22 protein-coding genes and 1 pseudogene are annotated in these 22,236 nt (G+C 72.0%); 19 read left to right on the forward strand and 4 right to left on the reverse strand.

Features of this window, described 5'->3' with window-relative positions; translation table 11 throughout:
* Positions 1-55: 55 nt before the first annotated feature.
* Positions 56-646 (forward strand): Uma2 family endonuclease, encoded by a 591-nt coding sequence (locus ACWD5D_RS03990; protein ID WP_451371194.1) that lies wholly within the window; start codon positions 56-58, stop codon positions 644-646.
* Here the strand turns inward: ACWD5D_RS03990 and ACWD5D_RS03995 are convergent.
* Together ACWD5D_RS03995 and ACWD5D_RS04000 are read right to left on the reverse strand one after the other, a co-directional pair.
* Positions 624-1,493, reverse strand: a complete 870-nt coding sequence (locus tag ACWD5D_RS03995; RefSeq protein WP_451371195.1) for a DUF3097 domain-containing protein — start codon at positions 1,491-1,493, stop codon at positions 624-626. The genes ACWD5D_RS03990 and ACWD5D_RS03995 overlap by 23 nt on opposite strands.
* A 34-nt stretch (positions 1,494-1,527) precedes the next feature.
* The gene (locus ACWD5D_RS04000; protein WP_451371196.1) at positions 1,528-2,250 is read right to left on the reverse strand and encodes an MBL fold metallo-hydrolase; all 723 of its coding nucleotides are present in this window, start codon (positions 2,248-2,250) and stop codon (positions 1,528-1,530) included.
* Positions 2,251-2,412: 162 nt separating this feature from the next.
* Here ACWD5D_RS04000 and hrcA point away from each other — a divergent pair, with 162 nt between their 5' ends.
* The 10 genes from hrcA (at position 2,413) to ACWD5D_RS04050 (ending at position 13,462) form a co-directional block, all read left to right on the forward strand.
* On the forward strand, positions 2,413-3,429 hold the full coding sequence (hrcA, locus tag ACWD5D_RS04005; RefSeq protein WP_451371197.1) for a heat-inducible transcriptional repressor HrcA: 1,017 nt from the start codon (positions 2,413-2,415) through the stop codon (positions 3,427-3,429).
* On the forward strand, positions 3,430-4,566 hold the full coding sequence (gene dnaJ / locus ACWD5D_RS04010; RefSeq protein WP_451371198.1) for a molecular chaperone DnaJ: 1,137 nt from the start codon (positions 3,430-3,432) through the stop codon (positions 4,564-4,566).
* Positions 4,567-4,764: 198 nt separating this feature from the next.
* Entirely contained in the window at positions 4,765-5,853 is a 1,089-nt protein-coding gene (locus ACWD5D_RS04015; protein WP_451371199.1) for a nitronate monooxygenase, read from the forward strand.
* Positions 5,850-6,599 carry a 16S rRNA (uracil(1498)-N(3))-methyltransferase gene (locus ACWD5D_RS04020; RefSeq protein WP_451371200.1) on the forward strand — a complete coding sequence of 250 codons (750 nt, stop codon included), beginning with the start codon at positions 5,850-5,852 and terminating at the stop codon, positions 6,597-6,599. The genes ACWD5D_RS04015 and ACWD5D_RS04020 overlap by 4 nt, the downstream gene beginning before the upstream one ends.
* A 16-nt stretch (positions 6,600-6,615) precedes the next feature.
* The gene (locus ACWD5D_RS04025; protein ID WP_451371201.1) at positions 6,616-7,008 is read left to right on the forward strand and encodes a VOC family protein; all 393 of its coding nucleotides are present in this window, start codon (positions 6,616-6,618) and stop codon (positions 7,006-7,008) included.
* A gap of 196 nt (positions 7,009-7,204) precedes the next feature.
* Positions 7,205-7,720, forward strand: coding sequence for a hypothetical protein (locus tag ACWD5D_RS04030; RefSeq protein ID WP_451371202.1), 516 nt, complete (start codon positions 7,205-7,207; stop codon positions 7,718-7,720).
* A gap of 118 nt (positions 7,721-7,838) precedes the next feature.
* Positions 7,839-11,000, forward strand: coding sequence for a S41 family peptidase (locus tag ACWD5D_RS04035; protein WP_451371203.1), 3,162 nt, complete (start codon positions 7,839-7,841; stop codon positions 10,998-11,000).
* A gap of 159 nt (positions 11,001-11,159) precedes the next feature.
* Positions 11,160-11,513: a histidine triad nucleotide-binding protein gene (locus ACWD5D_RS04040; RefSeq protein ID WP_451371573.1), complete on the forward strand. Its 354-nt coding sequence runs from the start codon at positions 11,160-11,162 to the stop codon at positions 11,511-11,513.
* A gap of 6 nt (positions 11,514-11,519) precedes the next feature.
* Positions 11,520-12,425 (forward strand): ribonuclease Z, encoded by a 906-nt coding sequence (locus ACWD5D_RS04045; protein WP_451371204.1) that lies wholly within the window; start codon positions 11,520-11,522, stop codon positions 12,423-12,425.
* 44 nt (positions 12,426-12,469) lie between these two features.
* Positions 12,470-13,462 (forward strand): adenosine deaminase, encoded by a 993-nt coding sequence (locus ACWD5D_RS04050; protein WP_451371205.1) that lies wholly within the window; start codon positions 12,470-12,472, stop codon positions 13,460-13,462.
* Here ACWD5D_RS04050 and ACWD5D_RS04055 read toward each other — a convergent pair.
* Positions 13,426-14,658 carry an MFS transporter gene (locus tag ACWD5D_RS04055; RefSeq protein WP_451371206.1) on the reverse strand — a complete coding sequence of 411 codons (1,233 nt, stop codon included), beginning with the start codon at positions 14,656-14,658 and terminating at the stop codon, positions 13,426-13,428. The genes ACWD5D_RS04050 and ACWD5D_RS04055 overlap by 37 nt on opposite strands.
* A 310-nt stretch (positions 14,659-14,968) precedes the next feature.
* Between ACWD5D_RS04055 and ACWD5D_RS04060 the strand changes: the two genes are divergently transcribed.
* The 8 genes and pseudogenes from ACWD5D_RS04060 to ACWD5D_RS04095 form a co-directional block, all read left to right on the forward strand.
* Positions 14,969-16,258, forward strand: a complete 1,290-nt coding sequence (locus ACWD5D_RS04060; RefSeq protein WP_451371207.1) for a glucarate dehydratase family protein — start codon at positions 14,969-14,971, stop codon at positions 16,256-16,258.
* Between the two features lie 117 nt (positions 16,259-16,375).
* Positions 16,376-17,518: a carbohydrate kinase family protein gene (locus tag ACWD5D_RS04065; protein WP_451371208.1), complete on the forward strand. Its 1,143-nt coding sequence runs from the start codon at positions 16,376-16,378 to the stop codon at positions 17,516-17,518.
* A gap of 197 nt (positions 17,519-17,715) precedes the next feature.
* A complete protein-coding gene (locus ACWD5D_RS04070; protein WP_451371209.1) occupies positions 17,716-18,795 on the forward strand; it encodes a PhoH family protein in 1,080 nt (359 codons plus the stop codon).
* A 12-nt stretch (positions 18,796-18,807) separates the two neighbouring features.
* A complete protein-coding gene (gene ybeY, locus ACWD5D_RS04075; RefSeq protein ID WP_393878545.1) occupies positions 18,808-19,305 on the forward strand; it encodes an rRNA maturation RNase YbeY in 498 nt (165 codons plus the stop codon).
* Positions 19,306-19,314: 9 nt separating this feature from the next.
* Entirely contained in the window at positions 19,315-20,613 is a 1,299-nt protein-coding gene (locus ACWD5D_RS04080) for a hemolysin family protein (RefSeq protein ID WP_451371210.1), read from the forward strand.
* Positions 20,610-20,969, forward strand: coding sequence for an MmcQ/YjbR family DNA-binding protein (locus ACWD5D_RS04085; RefSeq protein WP_451371211.1), 360 nt, complete (start codon positions 20,610-20,612; stop codon positions 20,967-20,969). The genes ACWD5D_RS04080 and ACWD5D_RS04085 overlap by 4 nt, the downstream gene beginning before the upstream one ends.
* 124 nt (positions 20,970-21,093) lie before the next feature.
* Positions 21,094-21,447 carry a cytidine deaminase gene (locus ACWD5D_RS04090; protein ID WP_451371212.1) on the forward strand — a complete coding sequence of 118 codons (354 nt, stop codon included), beginning with the start codon at positions 21,094-21,096 and terminating at the stop codon, positions 21,445-21,447.
* A 56-nt stretch (positions 21,448-21,503) separates the two neighbouring features.
* A pseudogene (locus ACWD5D_RS04095) lies at positions 21,504-21,707 on the forward strand (DUF916 domain-containing protein); the annotation flags it as partial.
* A 40-nt stretch (positions 21,708-21,747) separates the two neighbouring features.
* On the opposite strand, the gene ACWD5D_RS04100 reads toward ACWD5D_RS04095, so the two are convergent.
* Positions 21,748-22,086 carry a P-II family nitrogen regulator gene (locus tag ACWD5D_RS04100; protein WP_451371213.1) on the reverse strand — a complete coding sequence of 113 codons (339 nt, stop codon included), beginning with the start codon at positions 22,084-22,086 and terminating at the stop codon, positions 21,748-21,750.
* Positions 22,087-22,236 lie beyond the last annotated feature (150 nt).

Consider the following 22,236-nt stretch of genomic DNA (forward strand, 5'->3'; position numbering starts at 1 on the left):
GGTTCGTAAGCTGCCGCCGTAATTGCACGGTGGCGGAAACCGGAGGACTGCGGAGATGACCGCTGTGGACGACCGACCGATGACCACCGGCATCGTGAAGATCTTCGAGAACCTTGAGGTTCCCGATGGGTTCAAGGTCGAGCTCCTCCGGGGGGTAATTGTGATGATGGCGGGGCCGGACGTGGCCCACAACGACATCGTTGAGGCGGTTCAGGACCAGATTCCCCGGCGGCACTGGCGGCGACTCCAGACCCAGGACATCGCCATCCTCGAAGAGACCAGCGAGCCGCAGCCTGACCTTGTGGTCATTGAGCGTGGTGCCGGACCTGGTCAGGGAAGGCTGATGCCGTCCGAGGTCATCACCTTGCTCGTGGAGGTCGTCTCCAAGACAAGCGTGGACCGAGACTACGGGGTCAAGCGGTCGATCTACGCAGCGGCGAAGATTCCCGCTTACTTCATCATCGACCCCGTGATGGGCCAGTGTGTGCTGCTCACTGAGCCGACGGGCCATGGAGAGGACGCGGACTACCGGTGTCAGCGGATCACCAAGTTCGGCGACCTCACGCCGTTGGAGCCACTGGGTATCGAACTGGACACCAGCGAATTCGCCACGTACGAGAAAGTCAGGCCCCACCGCTACCCGTGACGAAGTCGATCAGCTCCTCCACCCGCCCCAGCAGCTCCGGCTCCAGGTCCTTGTAGGACCCGACCCGCTTGAGGATCGCCTGCCACACCGCCCCGGTGTTCTCCGGCGGCCAGCCCAGCGCCCGGCACACGCCCGTCTTCCAGTCCTGGCCGTGCGGCACCCGGGGCCAGCCGTCGATGCCCAGTGACGACGGCTTCACCGCCTCCCAGATGTCGATGTACGGGTGGCCCACCACCAGCGCGTGCTCGCTCGTCACCGACTCCGCGATACGCCACTCCTTCGTGCCCGGGACCAGGTGGTCCACGAGGACGCCCAGGCGGGCGTCCGGACCCGGCGCGAAGGACTCCACGATCGCCGGCAGATCGTCCACGCCCTCCAGGTACTCCACGACCACGCCCTCGACGCGCAGGTCGTCGCCCCACACCTTCTCGACCAGCTCGGCGTCGTGGCGGCCCTCGACGTAGATGCGGCCGGCGCGTGCCACGCGCGCGCGTGCGCCGGGGACGGCCACCGATCCGGACGCCGTACGGGCGGGCCGGACCGGACCCGAGGACGGCCGTACGAGCGTCACCACCTTGCCCTCCAGCAGGAAGCCGCGCGGCTCCAGCGGGAACACCCGGTGCTTGCCGAAGCGGTCCTCCAGGGTCACCGTGCCCGCCTCGCAGCGGATCACCGCGCCGCAGAACCCGGTCCCGGGCTCCTCCACCACCAGGCCGGGGTCCGCCGGGACCTCCGGCACGGGCCGGGGCTTCTTCCACGGAGGTGTCAGGTCGGGGGAGTACGTACGAAGGCGCGGGCCCGAAGGGCCCTCGTCGGAAGGGCGGTGGCGGGAGACGGGTGGGCGCATTCGGATGACGATAGGAGAAGCCCCGGGGCCGCGCCTACGACACGCCGAAACGTGCTGCCAGCTCGTCGCGTTGGCGTCGTACGAACGCCGCGTCCACCACCGCTCCGTGACCGGGCACGTACAGCGCGTCCTCGCCGCCGAGCGCCAGCAGCCGGTCCAGGGCGTCCGGCCAGCGTGAGGGTACGGCGTCCGGGCCCGCCTGGGGTTCGCCGGACTCCTCGACCAGGTCGCCGCAGAAGACGATCTCCGGGCTGCCGGGGACGAGGACCGCGAGATCGTGGGCGGTGTGGCCGGGGCCGACGTTGGCCAGCAGAGCCTGGCGGCCCTCGCCGAGGTCGAGGGTCCACTCGCCGCAGACCAGATGGCGCGGCGCGGTCAGCGCGTCCACCGCCTCCTCGGCGTCCGCCGCCGGCAGGCCGTTCCTGATCGCGTCCAGCCGCAGGTCCTCGCGCTCGTGCGCGAACACCGTCTCCAGGCCCACCGCCGCGTACACCTGCGCACCGGCGAACGCTGCCGCGCCGAAGACATGGTCGAAGTGGGGATGGGTCAGCGCGAGATGGGTCACACGCCGGCCGGCCAGCCGCTGCGCCGAATCGCGCAGCCGCGCGCCCTCCGCGAGGCTCGACCCCGCGTCCACCAAGAGCGCGGTGCCCGCGCCGACGACCAGCCCCACAGTGCAGTCCCAGCCGGGCAGCCGGCACCGGCCGACCCCTTCCGCCAGCCGCTCCCACCCCAGCTCTTCCCAAGTCACCGTCATACCGAGACGCTAGCTGTCACAGGCCGTCACCGCGGTACCGACCTTGCCCAGTCAGTACCCCACGGCCGTACACTTGGCCGGGGAAGTCTGGCACTCGCACGCGTTGAGTGCCAGGCCAGGGCCCGAGGAGCCGAGGGGACGACGTGATGGAGGTGCGCGCGGATGCTGAGTGAACGCAGGCTGCAGGTTCTGCGCGCCATCGTCCAGGACTATGTGGGCACCGAGGAGCCGGTGGGGTCGAAGGCGCTCACCGAGCGGCACAACCTCGGCGTCTCCCCGGCGACCGTGCGCAACGACATGGCCGTCCTGGAGGACGAGGGGTTCATCGCCCAGCCGCACACCAGCGCCGGGCGCATCCCCACCGACAAGGGCTACCGGCTGTTCGTCGACAAGCTCGCCGGGGTCAAGCCGATGACGGCCCCCGAGCGGCGTGCCATCCAGAGCTTCCTGGACGGCGCCGTCGACCTCGACGACGTCGTGGCGCGCACGGTACGGCTGCTCGCGCAGCTCACCCGGCAGGTCGCCGTCGTGCAGTACCCGTCCCTGACCCGCTCGACCGTGCGGCACGTGGAGCTGCTCGCGCTCGCCCCCGCGCGCGTGATGCTCGTGCTGATCACGGACACCGGCCGGGTCGAACAGCGGATGATCGACTGCCCGGCGCCCTTCGGGGAGGCCTCGCTGGCGGATCTGCGGGCCCGGCTGAACAGCAGGGTCGCGGGGCGCCGGTTCACTGACGTGCCGCACCTGGTCGAGGACCTGACCGACGCCTTCGAGGTCGAGGATCGCGGTACGGTCTCCACGGTGCTCTCCACACTGCTGGAGACACTGGTCGAGGAGAACGAGGAGCGGCTGATGATCGGCGGTACCGCCAATCTCACCCGCTTCGGACATGACTTCCCTCTCACGATCCGGCCCGTCCTGGAGGCGCTGGAGGAGCAGGTCGTGCTCCTCAAACTCCTTGGCGAGGCGAAGGATCCGGGCATGACCGTGCGTATCGGGCACGAGAACGCCCACGAGGGACTCAACTCAACCTCCGTCGTGTCGGTCGGCTACGGTTCGGGCGGCGAGGCGGTTGCCAAGCTCGGCGTGGTCGGACCGACCCGCATGGACTATCCGGGAACGATGGGAGCGGTACGCGCAGTGGCACGGTACGTCGGACAGATCCTGGCGGAGTCGTAAGTGGCCACGGACTACTACGCCGTTCTCGGCGTGCGCCGCGACGCGTCGCAGGATGAGATCAAGAAGGCGTTCCGTCGGCTCGCGCGCGAGCTGCACCCGGACGTCAACCCGGATCCGAAGACCCAGGAGCGGTTCAAGGAGATCAACGCCGCTTACGAGGTGCTGTCGGACCCGCAGAAGAAGCAGGTCTACGACCTCGGCGGCGATCCGCTCTCACAGGCCGGCGGCGCCGGCGCGGGCGGCTTCGGGGCCGGTGGCTTCGGCAACTTCTCCGACATCATGGACGCGTTCTTCGGCACGGCGTCGCAGCGCGGACCGCGCTCGCGCACCCGGCGCGGCCAGGACGCGATGATCCGGCTCGAGGTCGAGCTGGACGAGGCGGCCTTCGGGACGACCAAGGACATCCAGGTCGACACCGCGGTGGTCTGCAACACCTGCAACGGTGAAGGCGCGGCTCCGGGCACGTCCGCCCAGACATGTGACATGTGCCGCGGCCGCGGTGAGGTCTCCCAGGTGACCCGGTCCTTCCTGGGCCAGGTCATGACCTCCCGTCCCTGCCCCCAGTGCCAGGGCTTCGGCACGGTCGTCCCGACACCGTGCCCGGAGTGCGCCGGTGACGGGCGCGTGCGCTCCCGTCGCACGCTGACCGTCAAGATCCCGGCCGGTGTCGACAACGGCACCCGGATCCAGCTCGCCGGCGAGGGCGAGGTCGGGCCCGGCGGCGGTCCCGCCGGTGACCTGTACGTCGAGATCCACGAGCTGCCCCACCAGACCTTCCAGCGGCGCGGCGACGACCTGCACTGCACGGTCACGATCCCGATGACGGCGGCGGCCCTCGGCACGAAGGTGCCGCTGGAGACGCTGGACGGCATGGAGGAGGTCGACATCCGGCCCGGCACGCAGTCCGGCCAGTCGATCCCGCTGCACAGCCGTGGTGTCACGCACCTGCGCGGCGGCGGTCGCGGCGACCTGATCGTGCACGTCGAGGTCACGACGCCGACCAAGCTGGACCCCGAGCAGGAGCGGCTGCTGCGCGAGCTGTCCAAGCTGCGGGGCGAGGAGCGGCCGCAGGGCCAGTTCCAGCCGGGGCAGCAGGGGCTGTTCTCGCGGCTGAAGGACGCGTTCAACGGACGCTGACGTTCAACCGGACGCCGAGGTGAGGTGAAGGGGCGCCGCCCCTTCACCTCCGCCAGGGGGCTTCGCCCCCTGGCGTCCCGGCCCCCCGTGCCGGCCTTCGCGGGCCTTGCGGCTCTCCCGGTGTCATCGGCCCAGGTGCAAACGGTCATGAGGAAGCCCGGATTCGGACTTGTACACATGACGTGACACGATGTGTTCATGTCCTCCGCACTGACCGATCTCTTCCCCCTTCCGATCGTGCAGGCCCCCATGGCGGGCGGCGTCTCCGTGCCGCAGCTCGCCGCCGCCGTGGCCGAGGCCGGTGGGCTGGGGTTTCTCGCCGCCGGGTACAAGACGGCCGACGGCATGTACCAGGAGATCAAGCAGCTGCGAGGGCTCACCGGCCACCCCTTCGGCGTGAACGTGTTCGTGCCGCAGACGGACCACGCCGAATCGGGCGCGGTCGAGCTGTACGCCCAGCAGCTGGCCGGCGAGGCCACCTGGTACGAGACGGAGCTGGGCGACCCGGACAGCGGCCGGGACGACGGGTACGACGCCAAGCTCGCGGTGCTGCTGGACAACCCGGTACCGGTGGTCTCCTTCCACTTCGGTGTGCCGAGCCGGGACGTGCTGGACGCGCTGCGCCGGGCCGGCACCCTCACCCTGGTCACGGCCACCACCGCCGAGGAGGCCCTCGCGGTCGAGCGGGCCGGTGCGGACGCGGTGATCGCCCAGGGCGTGGAGGCCGGCGGCCACCAGGGCACCCACCGGGACACCCCGGAGAACGACGGCGCCGCTGTCGGACTGCTGTCGCTGATCGCCCAGATCAGGGAGACGGTGTCCCTCCCCGTCGTCGCCGCGGGCGGCATCATGCGGGGCGGCCAGATCGCGGCGGTCCTCGCCGCCGGTGCCTGTGCCGCCCAGCTGGGCACGGCCTTCGTTCCCACCCCCGAGTCCGGCGCCAACCCCGTGCACAAGCAGGCACTGACCAACCCCCTGTTCGCGCGCACCGAGTTGACCCGCGCCTTCACCGGACGCCCGGCCCGCGCCCTGGTCAACCGCTTCCTGCGCGAACACGGCCCCTACGCCCCCGCCGCCTACCCCGAGATCGGCCATCTGACCGCCCCGCTGCGCAAGGCCGCCGCCGAGGCCGGTGACGCGCAGGGCATGGCGATGTTCGCCGGGCAGGGACATCGGATGGCCCGCGAACTGCCCGCCGGGGAACTGGTACAGGTGCTGATGGTCGAACTCGCCGCGGCCAGGGCGGCGTTGTCCGACCTGGCACGGCGCGGAGGTGACGCGCGATGACCGCGCCCGTTTTCGTCGTGGACCGACTCGACGGCATCGGACCGGAGTTCGTGCTCGACGGCCCCGAGGGGCGGCACGCCGTCTCCGTGAAGCGGCTGCGGGCGGGGGAGGACGTCGTCCTCACCGACGGGCGGGGCCGCTGGGCCGAGGGTGTCGTCAAGGCCGCCGAGGGCAAGGACCGCCTGGTGGTCATGGACCTGGTGTCCGTGCACGAGGAGCCGCTCCCCGCGCCCCGCATCACCGTCGTCCAGGCCCTCCCCAAGGGTGACCGGGGTGAAGTCGCCGTGGAGACGATGACCGAGGTCGGCGTCGACGCGATCGTGCCCTGGCAGGCGTCTCGCTGCATCACCCAGTGGAAGGGCGACCGCGGGCTCAAGGCCCTCGGCAAGTGGCGCTCCACCGCCCGCGAGGCCGGCAAGCAGTCCCGCCGGGTCCGCTTCCCCGAGGTCGCGGACGCGGCAACGACCAAGCAGGTCGGCGTACTTCTGGCCAAGGCCGACTTCGCCGCCGTCCTCCACTCCGACTTCGAGCACGGCAGCGCACCGCTCGCCGACGCCGAACTCCCCGCGGACGGCGAGATCGTGCTGGTCGTCGGCCCCGAAGGGGGCGTCTCCCCCGAGGAGTTGGCGCTTTTCGCGGAGGCGGGGGCGCGGTCGTACGTACTCGGTCCTACTGTGTTGCGCACGTCCACCGCCGGCACCGCCGCCGCGGCTCTCCTGCTGGGTCGCACCGGTCGCTGGTCCTGACACACGGGGGCACCCGATGGAACTCGCCCAGATACGTCTTCTCGTCTCCGACTTCCCCGCCTGCTACCGCTTCTACGCCGACGTCCTCGGCCTCAAGCCGCAGTCGGGGGCGACCGGGGGTCCGTACGAGAAGTTCAGCCCGCACGCCGGCTCCGCCGGGATAGCGCTGCAGGACCGCTCGGCGATGGCCGAGGTGCTCAGCGAACTGGGCGAGACCGCCACCGGCCATCGCTCCCTGGTCGTGCTCCGCGTCGACGGCCTCGACGCCTACTGCGCCGAGATCACCGCCCGGGGCGCGACCGTGCTGCACGGCCCGGTCCCGATGGCCGAGCGCCTGCGCGTGGCCCACCTCAAGGACCCGGAGGGCAACCTGGTGGAGCTCCAGGAGTGGCTGCTGCTGCGCGGCTGACCGCGGCGGCGGGCGTCGGCGCCCGCCGCCGGGCCGCTCCTCCCGCCCAACGGGCCGGGCCGCGACACCCCGGTGCCGGAGCACTCGAACGAGTGAGTGGCCGTAAGCGGCCTTCCGCCCCGCGCGTGTCGGTGGCACTCTGCCGTTCATGGGGGTATTGAGGCGGATTTGGTATCGGCCGCGACCCGCGAGGGCGATGGCCGTGGCGGGGCTCGCGATCGTGGGCGCGGGCGCGTTGGCCGGCTGTGAGCCGGGAGGCCTCGGTGCGGCGGCGGTGGCGTACACCACCGACAAGACCGCGACCGACGAGCTGAAACGGCGGCACGTGGACGTCAACTGGCTCAGCTGCACCGCCGACTACGGCAACCACGGCTTCACCCCCGGCCGTTCGCCCTCGCCGACGGAGAGCACCGTCGTCTCCGTCGACTGCCAGGGGCAGACCGGGGACCGGCAAAAGATCACCGTCACCGGGAAGGTGACCAAGTCCGTCGACGGAGCCTGCGTGCGCGGCAGCCTGACCGCCACGGTCGCCGGCCGGCGGGTGTTCCACGTCGACGGGCTCGGCGACTGCAGCGCCACCCCCGCACCGGTGTTCACCCCGCCGGCGACCGTCCGGCCCCCCGGGCAGCCCGAGCCGACCGTGACGGTCACCGTCACCCGGACCCTGTGGTGCAAGGGCGACCCGACCTGCTGGCCCGTCGAGGGCAAGTGATCGGAAACCAGGGCCGGGAGCAGCGGGTGCCGCGTAAGGTGACGGCGTGACTCAGGGCCCTTCCACAAAGACCACGGAAAGTTCCTCGTATCTCCGATTCCCCCATCTCCACGGGGACTTGGTGACCTTCGTCGCCGAGGACGACGTGTGGCTGGCGCCGCTGGACGGCGGGCGGGCCTGGCGGGTCAGCGCCGACGACGTGCCGGTGAACCACCCCCGCATCTCGCCCGACGGCACCACCGTCGCCTGGACCTCCACCCGCGACGGCGCCCCCGAGGCACACATCGCCCCGGTCGTCGGCGGACCGGCCAAGCGGCTGACGTACTGGGGGAGTTGGAAGACCCAGGTGCGCGGCTGGACCCCGGACGGCGAGGTCCTCGCGCTCAGCACCCAGGGCCAGCCGAGCCTGCGCCGCACCTGGGCACGTGCCGTCCCGCTGGACGGCGGACCGGCCACCACCCTGCCGTACGGGCCGGTCGGCGGCCTCGCCCACGGCCCGCGCACCGTGCTGCTGTCCGCCCCGATGGGCCGCGAGGCCGCCTGGTGGAAGCGCTACCGGGGCGGCACGGCGGGCAAGCTGTGGATCGACCGTGCCGCCGAAGGCGAAGAAGGTGCCGGGGAGTTCGTCCGGCTGCACGAGGAACTCGACGGCAACATCGAGTACCCCGGGTGGGTGGGGGACCGGATCGCGTTCCTGTCCGACCATGAGGGCACCGGAGCCCTGTACTCCTCCCTCGCCGACGGCTCCGACCTGCGGCGGCACACCCCTCTGGAGGGCTTCTACGCCCGGCACGCCGCCACCGACGGCCACCGCGTCGTCTACTCCAGCGCGGGCCGGCTGTGGATCCTGGACGACCTCGACGGCGCCGAGCCGCGCCCGCTGGACGTCCGGCTCGGCGGCCCGCGCGTCGACCTCCAGCCCTTCCCGGTCACCGCCTCCCGCTGGTTCGGCTCCGCCTCCCCCGACCACACCGCGCGCGGCAGCGCGGTCGCCGTGCGCGGCGCCGTCCACTGGGTCACCCACCGCTCGGGACCGGCCCGCGCACTCGCCGCCCAGCCCGGCGTACGGGCCCGGCTGCCGCGCACCTTCCGCGCCGAGGGCGAGGAGTGGGTGGTGTGGGTGACCGACGCCGAGGGCGAGGACGCCCTGGAGTTCGCCCCCGCCACCGGTCTCACCCCGGGCGCCGTCCCGCGCCGGCTCGCCGCCGGACACCTCGGCCGCGTGCTGGCGCTCGCCATGGCCCCCGACGGCAGCAGGGCCGCCGTCGCCTCGCACGACGGCCGGCTGCTGCTGGTCGAGCGCGAGACCGGCGAGGTCCGCGAGGTGGACCGCAGCGAGCACGGCGACGTCAGCGGCCTCGCCTTCTCGCCGGACTCCGGCTGGCTCGCCTGGTCCCACCCCGGCCCCCGCCCGCTGTCCCAGCTGCGCATCGCGCAGATCACCGATCTGTCGGTCACCGAGGCGACCCCGCTGCGCTTCCAGGACTACGCGCCCGCCTTCACCCAGGACGGCAAGCACCTCGCCTTCCTCTCCAGCCGCTCCTTCGACCCGGTCTACGACGAGCACGTCTTCGACCTGGCCTTCGTGGAGGGCGTCCGCCCCCACCTGATCACCCTCGCCGCGACCACTGCGTCCCCGTTCGGACCGCAGCGGCACGGCCGGCCCTTCGGCACCCCGGACAAGGACGAGACCCCCGACAGCGAGGGCACCCCGGCCACCCGGATCGACCTCGACGGCCTCGCCGACCGCATCGTGCCCTTGCCGGTCGAGGCCGCCCGCTACTCGAACCTGCGGGCCGCCAAGGACGGCGTGCTGTGGCTGCGCCACCCGGTGCGCGGCGTCCTCGGTGCCTCCCGCGCCACGCCCGACGCCCCCGACCCGAAGACCGAGCTGGAGCGCTACGACCTCGCCCAGCAGCGCCTGGAGCATCTCGCCGCCGACGCCGACCACTTCGAGGTCAGCAGCGACGGCAAGCGGGTGCTGCTGTGGACCGACGGCCGGCTCAAGGTCGTACCCGCCGACCGGCGCGCCCCCGACGACGAGGACAGCGACGCGAACATCACCGTCGACCTCGGCCGGATCCGGCAGAGCGTCGACCCGGTCGCCGAGTGGCGGCAGATGTACGAGGAGACGGGCCGCCTCATGCGGGACAACTTCTGGCGGCCCGACATGGGCGGCGTCGACTGGGACGGCGTCCTCGACCGCTACCGTCCCCTCCTCGCCCGCCTCGCCACCCACGACGACCTGGTGGACCTGCTGTGGGAGGTGCACGGCGAACTCGGCACCTCGCACGCCTACGTCACCCCGCGCGGCGGCTTCGGCGACGGCGCCCGGCAGGGCCTGCTCGGTGCCGACATCTCCCGTCACAAGGACGGCAGTTGGCGCGTCGACCGGATCCTCCCGGCGGAGACCTCCGACCCCGAAGCCCGCTCCCCGCTCGCCGCGCCCGGCGTCGCCGTGCGACCCGGGGACGCGATCATCGCGGTCGGGGGTCACCTGGTCGACCCGGTGACCGGCCCCGGCCCGCTGCTGACCGGCACGGCGGGAACGGTCGTCGAGCTGACCGTCTCGCCCGCCGGCGGGGGCGAGCCCCGGCACGCGGTCGTCGTCCCGCTCGCGGACGAGGAACCCCTGCGCTACCACGCCTGGGTCGCCGACCGCCGCGCCTACGTGCACGAGCGCTCCGGCGGCCGCCTCGGCTACCTCCACGTGCCCGACATGCAGGCGCCCGGCTGGGCCCAGATCCACCGCGACCTGCGCGTCGAGGTGGCCCGCGAGGGCCTCGTCGTCGACGTGCGCGAGAACCGCGGCGGACACACCTCCCAGCTCGTCGTGGAGAAGCTCGGCCGCCGGATCGTCGGCTGGGACCTGCCCCGCGGCATGCAGCCCGAGAGCTACCCGAGGGACGCACCGCGCGGCCCCGTGGTCGCCGTCGCCAACGAGTTCTCCGGCTCCGACGGCGACATCGTCAACGCCGCGATCCGCGCCCTCGGCATCGGCCCCGTCGTCGGTACCCGCACCTGGGGCGGCGTCATCGGCATCGACAGCCGCTACCGCCTGGTCGACGGCACGCAGATCACCCAGCCCAAGTACGCCTTCTGGATGGAGGGTTACGGCTGGGGCGTGGAGAACCACGGCGTCGACCCCGACGTGGAGGTCCCGCAGCGCCCCCAGGACTGGGCGGCGGGCAAGGATCCCCAACTGGACGAGGCGATAAGGCTGGCACTCGAAGCACTGGAGGAGCAGCCGGCGCAAACACCGCCAGGCTTGCCGACCTGAGGGGCGCGGGGCCGTGGAGATACGCGGCTTTGCCGCGATGGAGGTCCCCCCGGTTCGAGCGAAGCCGAGAACTGGGGGAGCGCCCAGCCACGTGCGACCCGCACCCAACCGACTACCATGCCCCCCGTACTGATCACCGGCGAAAGCGAGCGCAGCGCAATGGCAGGGGAGCCGCAGGACGACTGCTTGTTCTGCAAAATCGTCGCGGGCCACATCCCGGCGACGATCGTCCGAGAATCGGAGACCACCGTCGCCTTCCGCGACATAAATCCCCAGGCACCCACGCACGTCCTGGTGATCCCCAAGGTGCACTACGCGAACGCCGCGTCCCTCGCCGCGGCCGAGCCGGGGATCACGGCGGACGTCCTGCGTGAGGCCGGCCACGTCGCCGAAGGCGAGAAGCTCGACAGCTACCGCATCGTCTTCAACACCGGCAGCGGCGCCGGCCAGACCGTCTGGCACGCCCACGCGCACGTCCTCGGCGGCCGTGGCATGGAATGGCCCCCCGGATAAGTCGCCGTGTCCGTCCGTGAATTGGTGGTCCTCGGTACCGCCAGCCAGGTCCCGACCCGGCACCGCAACCACAACGGCTATCTGCTGCGCTGGGACGGCGAGGGCATCCTGTTCGACCCCGGCGAGGGAACCCAGCGGCAGATGCTGCGCGCCGGGGTCGCCGCCCACGACCTCAACCGGATCTGCGTCACGCACTTCCACGGCGACCACTCCCTCGGCCTCGCCGGAGTCATCCAGCGCATCAACCTCGACCAGGTCCCGCACGAGATCACCGCGCACTATCCGCGCTCCGGGCAGCGCTTCTTCGACCGGCTGCGGTACGCCACCGCCTACCGGGAGACGGTCCACCTCACCGAGGCGCCGGTCGACGCGGACGGCCCCCTCGCGGTGACCTCGTCGTACACGATCGAGGCCCGCAAGCTGTCCCACCCCGTGGAGTCCTACGGCTACCGGCTGACCGAGCCCGACGGCCGCCGCATGCTGCCCGACCGGCTCGCCGCGCACGGCATCAAGGGGCCGGACGTCGGCCGGATCCAGCGGGAGGGCGCCCTCGGGGGCGTCACGCTGGACGAGGTCAGCGAGGTGCGGCGCGGACAGCGGTTCGCGTTCGTCATGGACACCCGGCTGTGCGAGGGCGTGCACGCGCTCGCCGAGGGCTGCGACATGCTGGTCATCGAGTCCACGTTCCTCGACGAGGACGTCGAGCTCGCCGTCGACCACGGACATCTGACCGCCGGGCAGGCCGCCGCCGTCGCCCGGGACGCGGGGGTACGGCACCTCGTCCTCACCCACTTCAGCCAGCGCTACTCGGACCCGGAGGAGTTCGAGCGGCAGGCGCGGGCGGCCGGGTTCGGGGGAGATCTGACCGTGGCCCACGACCTACAGCGGGTGCCCCTGCCCAAACGCAGGTGAAGTCGCAAGCGAAAGCGCAGGTGGCGGGGTCGTACGATGCTTTGATGCCCCTCCCGAAAGCAGAACTGCACCTCCACGTCGAAGGCACCCTGGAACCCGAGCTGGCCTTCGCGCTGGCCGCCCGCAACGGGGTCGAGCTGCCGTACGCCGACACCGACGAGTTGCGCAAGGCGTACCAGTTCGAGGACCTGCAGTCCTTCCTGAACCTGTACTACGAGCTGATGGCCGTCCTGCGCACCGAGCAGGACTTCGAGGATCTCGCCAACGCCTACCTCGCCCGCGCGGCGGCGCAGGGCGTGCGGCACGCGGAGATCTTCTTCGACCCGCAGGCCCACCTCGCCCGGGGCGTGGGCATGGGCACGGTCGTGGAAGGGCTGTGGCGGGCGCTCGGCCACAGCGAGGAGAACCACGGCGTCTCCACCCGGCTCATCATGTGCTTCCTGCGCGACGAGTCCGCCGAGTCGGCGATGGACACCCTGGAGGCGGCCAAGCCGTACCTGGACCGGATCACCGGCATCGGCCTCGACTCGGCCGAGGTCGGACATCCGCCGGTGAAGTTCCGTGAGGTGTACGAGGCGGCCGCCGCGCTCGGCCTGCGCCGGGTGGCGCACGCCGGTGAGGAGGGGCCGCCGGAGTACATCACCGAGGCCCTGGACGTGCTCGGCGTCGAGCGTGTCGACCACGGCCTGCGCTGCATGGAGGACCCGGCCCTGGTCGAGCGGCTGGTCCGGGACCGCGTCCCGCTGACCCTGTGCCCGCTGTCCAACGTCCGGCTGCGGGCGGTGGACGTCCTCGCCGAACATCCGCTGCCCGCGATGCTCGACGCCGGCCTGCTGTGCACGGTCAACTCCGACGACCCGGCCTACTTCGGCGGCTACGTCGCCGACAACTACCACGCCGTCCGCGACGCACTCGGGCTGGCCAAGGAGCAGATGCGCGGGCTGGCCCGCAACTCCTTCCTCGCCGCCTTCCTGGAGGACGACGAGGAGCGGCGGGCCCGCTACCTCGCCGAGGTGGAGGCGTACGAGTTCGCGTAGGCGGTGTCGTAGGCGTCCTGGACGGACACGGCGGGCGTCTCCAGCGGGAGTTCCACGACCGGCAGGGGCCGCCTGCCCGACCGCACCGCCACCGCCGTCAGCGGCACCGCCACCAGCAGCAGCCCGACGGCCAGGACCTCGCCCATGACCGGGAAGCCGGCCCGGGCGGACAGCAGGCTTCCGGCCAGCGGGCCCGCCGCCGTGCCCAGTGAGGACGCCGAGCCGACGAACACCGCCCAACGGCCGCGCGGGTCCAGGGAGGCGGCCAGGCCGATGACGTACGACAGCACGATCGGGTAGAGCAGGTTCCAGGCGATCTCGCCGCCGGCGAAGGACGGCAGGTCCGTCGCCGACGCGCTGACCACGATGCAGCCGGCGATCAGTGCCGTACCGCCGCCGATCGGCACCACATGACCGAGGCGCGGCCCGACCGCGCCCGCGCCCACGACGCCGAGCAGGCCCGCGCCGAGGGCGATCGCGAACACGGCGCCGACGGTGACCTCGGTGAGATGCGCCTGGCCGAGACCGATGCGGCCGCTGACGCCCCACAGGGAGTTCTGCGCCAGGGACCAGAACGGCATGACGGCGGCCAGCAGCAGTCCGGAGCGCAGGTGCGGGAGCGGGCCGCGCTCGACGCCGGCCGCGCGGGCGAAGGCGGCGGCGGGTGCGGGCAGCCGGCCGGTGAGCGGCCAGACGGCGAGGGCCGTCAGCGCGATCGCGGCGAGCGGCTGGCCGTGCCCCGGGCCGAGATGGGGGATCGTCAGGTAGAGGGCGCCCGCCAGGGCGGAGACGCCGAGCAGGCCGGTCGCGGTGACCCGGTGCGGGTCGGGCCGGCCGGCGATACCCGTCGCCGCGACCGCCGTGACCGTACCCGACCCGAACCCGCCCACGACCGCGCCCACGACGACGGCCGGGACGGCGTCGGTGAGCGCCGCGCCGCCGTAGCCGAGGAACGCGAGCGCGAGGCCCAGACGGGCGAGGGAGCGGGCTCCGATCCGCTCGACCCGGGCGGCCAGCAGGAAGCCCGCCGCGGCCGAACTCAGCAGCAGCGCACTGCCGACGGCCCCGGCCTGGGTGGCGGAGAGTGGAAGCCCGGTATCGAGTCGGCCGACCGTGGTCGGCAGCAGATACGGGGCCAGATACCCGGCGGTGAAAAGGGCGACGAGGGGCCAGGGCATGGAGCGGGGGGCGGACACGGGCGTTCCCAGGGCAGGCGAAAGGAGCGGCGCGGAAAGGGGGGTGGGGGCGACGGCCGTCGACGGACGGGATCGCGCTCCCACGTTGTATCAAGCCGGTGGTGCGTGCAAGAAGTTCGCGAGGAGTGATCTGAGTCACTGTTGCGTTTGTGGTCGATGATCACGGGTAGAAGAGCGCCTCATCGGTCCCGGTGCGCGGTTTCGTGCGTGCCCCGGCCTCAGGGTGGCCATGGGGCCATTGACGGCCCGTCGTTCGTGTTTCTAGCCTCGGTTCTCATACATAGACAGCTAGGTGGGTAGGAGCCTTCCCGTGACTCGTGACCTGACCATCGCCGAGGTGCGCCTGACGCCGATCCTGGTCGCCGACCCGCCGCTGCTCAACACACAGGGCGTGCACCAGTCGTACACCCCCCGCCTGATCGTGGAGGTGGTGACGGCCGACGGCGTCACCGGGCTCGGCGAGACCTACGGCGACACCAAGTACCTGGAGCTGGCCCGCCCCCTCGCCGAGCACCTCACCGGGCGCTCGGTCATGGATGTGAACGAGCTGTTCGCCCTCGATCTCGCCGTGGACGAGAGCCGGGTCCGAGGCGCCGTCGATGCGGGCGGCCTGCGGGGCGTCCAGAGCGCCGACAAGCTGCGGCTGTCCGTGCTGTCCGCCTTCGAGGTCGCCTGCCTGGACGCCCAGGGCAGGGCGCTCGGGCTGCCCGTGCACGCGCTGCTCGGCGGCAGGCTGCGGGACTCGGTCGAGTACAGCGCCTACCTCTTCTACAAGTGGGGCACCCACCCCGAGGGCGTCCCCCACGAGCCCGACACGTGGGGCGCGGCCCTCGACCCGGCCGGAATCGTCGCCCAGGCGCGCCTGTTCACCGAGCGGTACGGGTTCACCTCCTTCAAGCTCAAGGGCGGGGTCTTCCCGCCGGACGAGGAGATCGCCGCCGTACGCGCCCTCGCCGAGGCCTTCCCCGGACACCCGCTGCGCCTCGACCCCAACGGCGCCTGGTCGGTGGAGACCTCGCTGAAGGTGGCGAAGGAACTCGGGGACGTCCTCGAGTACCTGGAGGACCCGACGCTCGGTACGCCGGCCATGGCCGAGGTGTCCGCCGGGACCCGCGTCCCGCTGGCCACCAACATGTGCGTGACCACCTTCGGCGAGATCAGGGAGGCGTTCACGAAGGACGCCGTCCAGGTGGTGCTCTCCGACCACCACTACTGGGGCGGACTGCGCAACACCCAGCATCTGGCCGCGATCTGCGCCGCCTTCGGCGTCGGGGTGTCCATGCACTCCAACACCCACCTCGGCATCAGCCTCGCCGCCATGACCCAGGTGGCGTCCACCGTGCCGAACCTCCACCACGCCTGCGACTCCCACTACCCCTGGCAGTCGGAGGACGTCCTCACCGAGCGGCCCGCCTTCGCCGGCGGCCGGGTCGCGGTGTCCGACGCGCCCGGACTCGGCGTCGAACTGGACCGGGACGAACTCGCCCGGCTGCACCGGCGATGGGCCGAGGACGACGGGTCGCTGCGCGAGCGCGACGACGCGGCGGCGATGCGGCGCGGCCGGCCGAAGTGGCGGACACCGGTGATGCCCCGCTGGTGACCGGGCACCGGCGGCCGGGGGCGAACGGCCGAGGGTGAACGGCCGTGCGTGACGGGCTTGTCAAGGGTGCGATCTGGTGCACACTGGCCAGATCCGCACCACGTCAGGGAGCGCACCGTGACCCCGTCCCACACGATCGCCGGAGAGGAACCGGAGCACCTCACGCGGGCTGCGCGCTGTCAGGCCCAGATCGACCCGCTGGCCGGGCTGCGCACCCCCGCCGATCCGCCCTGGGACGTCTACCTCACGGGCACGGTCTTCCTCGACATCATCTTCACCGGCCTCGGCTCGGCACCCGTGCGCGGCACCGAGTCCTGGGCCCGCGGAATGGGGTCCAGCCCCGGCGGGGTCGCCAACATGGCCGCCGCGCTGGCCCGGCTGGGCCTGCGGACGTCCCTCGCGGCGGCCTTCGGGGACGACCACTACGGGGAGTACTGCTGGGACGCGCTGGAGCAGGGCGAGGGCATCGACCTCACGCCGTCGCGCACGGTGCCCGGCTGGCACTCGCCGGTGACGGTCTCCATGGCCTACGAGGGGGAGCGGACCATGGTCTCCCACGGCCACGAGCCGCCGCCCGGGGAACCGGCGCCGGACCGCCCGCCCCGGGCGCGGGCGGCCGTGGCCTCCCTCACCCCCGGGCGGCCGGCCCCCTGGATCGCCCAGGCCGCCCGGTACGGCACCCGGATCTTCGCGGACGTCGGCTGGGACGACACCGGCGCCTGGGACCTTGAGGGCCTGGCCGATCTGCAGCACTGCGAGGCGTTCCTGCCGAACGCGGAGGAGGCGAGGCGCTACACCGGGGCGGACTGCCCGCGGGCGGCCGCGCACGCGCTGACCGAGTACGTGCCGGTGGCCGTCGTCACCCTCGGGTCGGAGGGGGCGTACGCGGTGGACCGGCGGACCGGGGAGACCGCAGAGGTGCCCGCGATCGCGGTGGAGGCGCTGGATCCGACCGGGGCGGGGGACGTGTTCGTGGCCGGTTTCGTGACCGGCACGCTGGCCGGCTGGCCGCTCGCCGACCGGCTCGCCTTCGCGGGGCTCACGGCCGCGCTGTCGGTGCAGGAGTTCGGGGGGTCGCTGTCGGCGCCCGGGTGGTCGGAGATCGGGGCCTGGTGGCGCAGGGTCCAGTCGGTGGCGGGGCAGGATCCCGCGGCGCTGCGACGGTACGCGTTCCTGGACAGCCTCGTCCCCGAGGAACTGGACCGGCCGTGGCCGCTCAGGCGGGCGGTGCCGACCATCGGGTTCCGGCGCGCCGGCTGACGCACCAGGGGCTCCGCCCCCGGATCCCGGTCGGCCCACCGGCCCACCCGTCTCCGCCGGCCGCGAACGGGCCGGGTAACGGCCCTCCAAAAAGGCCTACGGCCTTGTCAGTGCACCGTCGTACCCTGGACAGTGCGAGGCCGCCCTCAGCTACGCGGCCGTGACGAGGAGGAACCGCAGGCCTTAAGCGCCGGCCCATGACTCAGACACCCACAGCTCGCACCCCCGCGCCGGAGCAGGCGAGAGCACAGATCAGCATTCCCGCCCAGCACCCCATGGTGACCGTACTGGGGTCCGGAGACTCTCTGCTGCGCGTGATCGAGAAGGCCTTCCCGGGGGCCGACATACACGTCCGGGGCAATGAGATCAGCGCGGTCGGCGACGTCGCGGAAGTCGCCCTGATCCAGCGCGTGTTCGACGAGATGATGCTGGTGCTCCGCACCGGGCAGCCGATGACGGAGGACGCAGTGGAACGCTCGATCGCCATGCTCAAGGCGAGCGAGAACGGGACGAACGACGGTCCGGAGACCCCGGCCGAGGTTCTGACGCAGAACATCCTGTCCTCGCGCGGCCGTACGATCCGCCCCAAGACACTCAACCAGAAGCGTTACGTCGACGCGATCGACAAGCACACGATCGTCTTCGGCATCGGCCCCGCCGGTACCGGAAAGACCTACCTGGCCATGGCCAAGGCCGTCCAGGCCCTGCAGTCCAAGCAGGTCAACCGCATCATCCTGACCCGCCCGGCGGTGGAGGCGGGCGAGCGGCTCGGCTTCCTGCCCGGCACCCTCTACGAGAAGATCGACCCCTACCTGCGCCCGCTGTACGACGCGCTGCACGACATGCTCGACCCGGACTCCATTCCGCGGCTCATGGCGGCGGGGACGATCGAGGTGGCACCCCTCGCGTACATGCGAGGAAGGACCCTCAACGACGCCTTCATCATCCTGGACGAGGCCCAGAACACGAGCCCCGAGCAGATGAAGATGTTCCTCACCCGCCTCGGCTTCGACTCGAAGATCGTGATCACCGGTGACGTGACGCAGGTCGACCTGCCGAACGGCACCAAGAGCGGTCTGCGACAGGTGCAGGAGATCCTGGAGGGCGTCGAGGACGTCCACTTCTCCCGGCTGTCCTCCCACGATGTCGTACGGCACAAGCTCGTGGGCCGTATCGTCGACGCGTACGAGTTGTACGACAGCAAGCACGGCACCGAGAACGGCGGCCACAAGGGTGGCCACGGCAGACCCGGTGCCAAGGGTTCCAAGGGGAAGTAGACCAGCACGCCCATGTCGATCGACGTCAACAACGAGTCCGGAACCGAGGTCGACGAGCAGGCGATCCTCGACATCGCCCGCTACGCGCTCGCGCGGATGCGCATCCACCCGCTCTCCGAACTCTCGGTGATCGTCGTGGACGCCGACGCCATGGAGCAACTGCACATCCAGTGGATGGACCTCCCGGGCCCGACCGATGTCATGTCCTTCCCGATGGACGAGCTGCGGCCGCCGTCCAAGGACGACGAGGAGCCCCCGCAGGGGCTGCTCGGTGACATCGTGCTGTGCCCGGAGGTCGCCGCCAAGCAGGGGACCGAGGCGCCCACGCAGCACTCCATGGACGAGGAGCTCCAGCTGCTCACCGTCCACGGCGTGCTGCACCTGCTCGGGTACGACCACGAGGAGCCCGACGAGAAGGCCGAGATGTTCGGCCTCCAGGCCGCCATCGTGGACGGATGGCGCTCCGAGCGGGGGCTGACCGGGCCCTCCCCGGCGCCGACCGTCTCGTAAGCGGGTCCCATGTCTGCGCAGATCGTCATCGGTGCGATCGCCCTCGTCGTCGTGGCCTGGCTCGCCGCCTGCGCGGAGGCCGGCATCGCGCGCGTCTCCAGTTTCCGCGCCGACGAGGCCGTGAAGTCCGGCCGCCGGGGCAGCGCCAAGCTCGCCCAGGTCGCCGCCGATCCCACCCGCTACCTCAACGTGGCCCTGCTGGTCCGCGTCGCCTGCGAGATGGCGGCCGCGGCCCTGGTGACGTACGCCTGCCTGCAGGAGTTCACCGCCACCTGGCAGGCCCTGCTGGTCGCCATCGGCGTCATGGTGCTGGTGTCGTACGTCGCCGTCGGCGTCTCGCCGCGCACCATCGGCCGCCAGCACCCGCTGAACACGGCGACCGCGGCGGCGTACGTGCTGCTGCCGCTCGCCCGGATCATGGGCCCGATCCCGTACCTGCTGATCCTCATCGGCAACGCGCTCACCCCCGGCAAGGGCTTTCGGCGCGGGCCGTTCGCCTCCGAGGCGGAGCTGCGGGCGCTGGTCGACCTCGCCGAGCAGGAGTCGCTGATCGAGGACGAGGAGCGCCGCATGGTGCACTCCGTCTTCGAGCTGGGCGACACCCTGGTGCGGGAGGTCATGGTGCCCCGCACCGACCTCGTCGTCATCGAGCGGTACAAGACCATCCGGCAGGCCCTCACCCTCGCCCTGCGCTCCGGGTTCTCCCGGATCCCGGTTTCCGGCGAGAGCGAGGACGACATCGTCGGGATCGTGTACCTGAAGGACCTGGTCCGCAAGACGCACATCAGCCGGGACGCCGAGAACGACCTGGTGTCCACGGCCATGCGCCCGGCCGTCTTCGTGCCGGACACCAAGAACGCCGGCGACCTGCTGCGCGAGATGCAGAAGGACCGCAACCACGTCGCCGTCGTCATCGACGAGTACGGCGGCACCGCCGGCATCGTCACCATCGAGGACATCCTCGAGGAGATCGTCGGCGAGATCACCGACGAGTACGACCGCGAACTGCCGCCCGTGGTCGACCTCGGCGACGACCGCTACCGGGTCACCGCCCGCCTGGACATCACCGACCTCGGCGAGCTGTACGGGCTCGAGGAGTACGACGACGAGGACGTGGAGACCGTCGGCGGACTGCTCGCCAAGGCGCTCGGCCGCGTGCCCATCGCGGGCGCCTCGGCCGAGGTCGAACTGCCCGACGAGCGCCGGCTGAGGCTCACGGCGGAGGCGTCGGCCGGACGCCGGAACAAGATCATGACCGTACTGGTGGAGCCGGCCGGCGGACCGGCGCCGCAGGAGGAGCCCGAGTGACACCCCAGCAGCTGCGCGCCTTCTGTCTGTCCTTCAACGCGGCCGTCGAGGAGTTCCCGTTCGGCCCGGACGCCTCGGTGTTCAAGGTGCTGGGCAAGATGTTCGCGCTGAGCCGGCTGGACGCGCGGCCCCTGACGGTCAACCTCAAGTGCGACCCGGAGGACGCGGGCCGGCAGCGCAGCGAGCACGAGGGCCTGATCGTCCCCGGCTGGCACATGAACAAGCGTCACTGGAACACCGTGACCGTCGACGACGCCCTGCCCGAGCGGCTGGTGAAGGAGCTGGTCGAGGACTCGTACGACCTGGTCGTCGCGGGGCTGCCGAGGGCGGAGCGGCTGCGGCTGGACCGGCCGTAGATCTCTGTCCGGCCCCCTTTGCCGCCTGCGCCCGCCGGGCCCCGTCCGGGCCTTTCCGGTTCCGGTGCGGGGCCGGGCCGACCTGCGTGTCCGTGGGTGCGGTGCGGCTTCGTATGCTCGGGGCATGACCGACAGCAGCGCGCTTGACGCCGAGGACCGCAAGATCGTCACCCTGGCCCGTTCCGCCCGGGCCCGCAACGGTGTGCCCGAGGGCGCGGCCGTACGGGACGAGACCGGGCGTACGTACGTCGCCGGGTCGGTGCAGCTCCCTTCGCTGCGGCTGAGCGCCCTGCAGACCGCCGTCGCCATGGCCGTGGCCTCCGGGGCGACGTCGCTGGAGGCGGCGGCGGTGGTGAGCGAGGCGGAGGCCGTCGCTCCCGAGGACCGGGCCGCTGTGGCCGATCTGGGCGGCCCCGGGACGCCGGTGCTGCTGGCCGCGCCCGACGGGAGTGTGCGGCTCACCGTTTCCGCCGGCTGACGTACCCCGGGGGGTCTTCTTCTGCCTCCTGGGCTCGTCCGTGGGGGTCCGCACCCATGCGCAAGCTGTACGTCCTCCTCCTCGGCCTGCACCTCGGCCTCCTGCCGGTCTGGCAGGCCGCGCCCGCGCACGCCGCCGACAACGGCAGCTGGTCCGTCTACCCGGTCGCCTCGCGGGTCGCCGCGCGGCCCTACTTCTCCCTCTCGGCCGACCCCGGCCAGACCCTCACCGACAAGGTCGCCGTCCAGAACAAGACCGGCCTGGTGTCCGCCGCCGGTGCGGTGACGGGGGTGCTGCTGGTCAGAGCGCGTCGGGGCCGCGCTCGCCGGTCCGTACGCGTACGACGGTCTCGACGGGCAGTGCCCACACCTTCCCGTCCCCGATCTTCCCCGTCCGCGCGGCGTTGACGACCGCGTCGATCACCTCGTCGGCCACCGCGTCCTCGACCACGACCTCGATGCGCGCCTTCGGCACCAGGTCGACCTGGTACTCGGCCCCCCGGTACACCTCGGTGTGACCGCGCTGACGTCCGTACCCGCTCGCCTCGCTCACGGTCAGCCCGTGCACGCCCAGCTCCTGCAGGGCGGTCTTGACCGCCTCAAGACGGTACGGCTTGACGATCGCGGTGATGAGCTTCATGTCTGGCTCTCGATCTGCTGGGTGGGGGCCTTCGCGGCGGCGACGGAGCGGGCGACCGGGGCGCCTTGGCCGAGGACCCCGTGATCGTAAGCGGTCCCGGTGTGCGTGGGAGCTTACGCGGAGGGGGCTTCTTCGGCCGTGGTGCGGCGC

The organism is Streptomyces sp. NPDC002520, from assembly GCF_053595235.1.

Coding starts and splice junctions, on each gene's coding strand:
- ACWD5D_RS04100 (WP_451371213.1), bottom strand. CDS start 22,086: ATGAAGCTCATCACCGCGATCGTCAAGCCGTACCGTCTTGAGGCGGTC.
- hrcA (WP_451371197.1), top strand. CDS start 2,413: ATGCTGAGTGAACGCAGGCTGCAGGTTCTGCGCGCCATCGTCCAGGAC.
- ACWD5D_RS04080 (WP_451371210.1), top strand. CDS start 19,315: ATGTCTGCGCAGATCGTCATCGGTGCGATCGCCCTCGTCGTCGTGGCC.
- ACWD5D_RS04025 (WP_451371201.1), top strand. CDS start 6,616: ATGGAACTCGCCCAGATACGTCTTCTCGTCTCCGACTTCCCCGCCTGC.
- ACWD5D_RS04030 (WP_451371202.1), top strand. CDS start 7,205: ATGGCCGTGGCGGGGCTCGCGATCGTGGGCGCGGGCGCGTTGGCCGGC.
- ACWD5D_RS03990 (WP_451371194.1), top strand. CDS start 56: ATGACCGCTGTGGACGACCGACCGATGACCACCGGCATCGTGAAGATC.
- ACWD5D_RS04050 (WP_451371205.1), top strand. CDS start 12,470: ATGCCCCTCCCGAAAGCAGAACTGCACCTCCACGTCGAAGGCACCCTG.
- ACWD5D_RS04070 (WP_451371209.1), top strand. CDS start 17,716: ATGACTCAGACACCCACAGCTCGCACCCCCGCGCCGGAGCAGGCGAGA.
- ACWD5D_RS04090 (WP_451371212.1), top strand. CDS start 21,094: ATGACCGACAGCAGCGCGCTTGACGCCGAGGACCGCAAGATCGTCACC.
- ACWD5D_RS03995 (WP_451371195.1), bottom strand. CDS start 1,493: ATGCGCCCACCCGTCTCCCGCCACCGCCCTTCCGACGAGGGCCCTTCG.
- ACWD5D_RS04000 (WP_451371196.1), bottom strand. CDS start 2,250: ATGACGGTGACTTGGGAAGAGCTGGGGTGGGAGCGGCTGGCGGAAGGG.
- ACWD5D_RS04040 (WP_451371573.1), top strand. CDS start 11,160: ATGGCAGGGGAGCCGCAGGACGACTGCTTGTTCTGCAAAATCGTCGCG.
- ACWD5D_RS04015 (WP_451371199.1), top strand. CDS start 4,765: ATGTCCTCCGCACTGACCGATCTCTTCCCCCTTCCGATCGTGCAGGCC.
- ACWD5D_RS04020 (WP_451371200.1), top strand. CDS start 5,850: ATGACCGCGCCCGTTTTCGTCGTGGACCGACTCGACGGCATCGGACCG.
- ybeY (WP_393878545.1), top strand. CDS start 18,808: ATGTCGATCGACGTCAACAACGAGTCCGGAACCGAGGTCGACGAGCAG.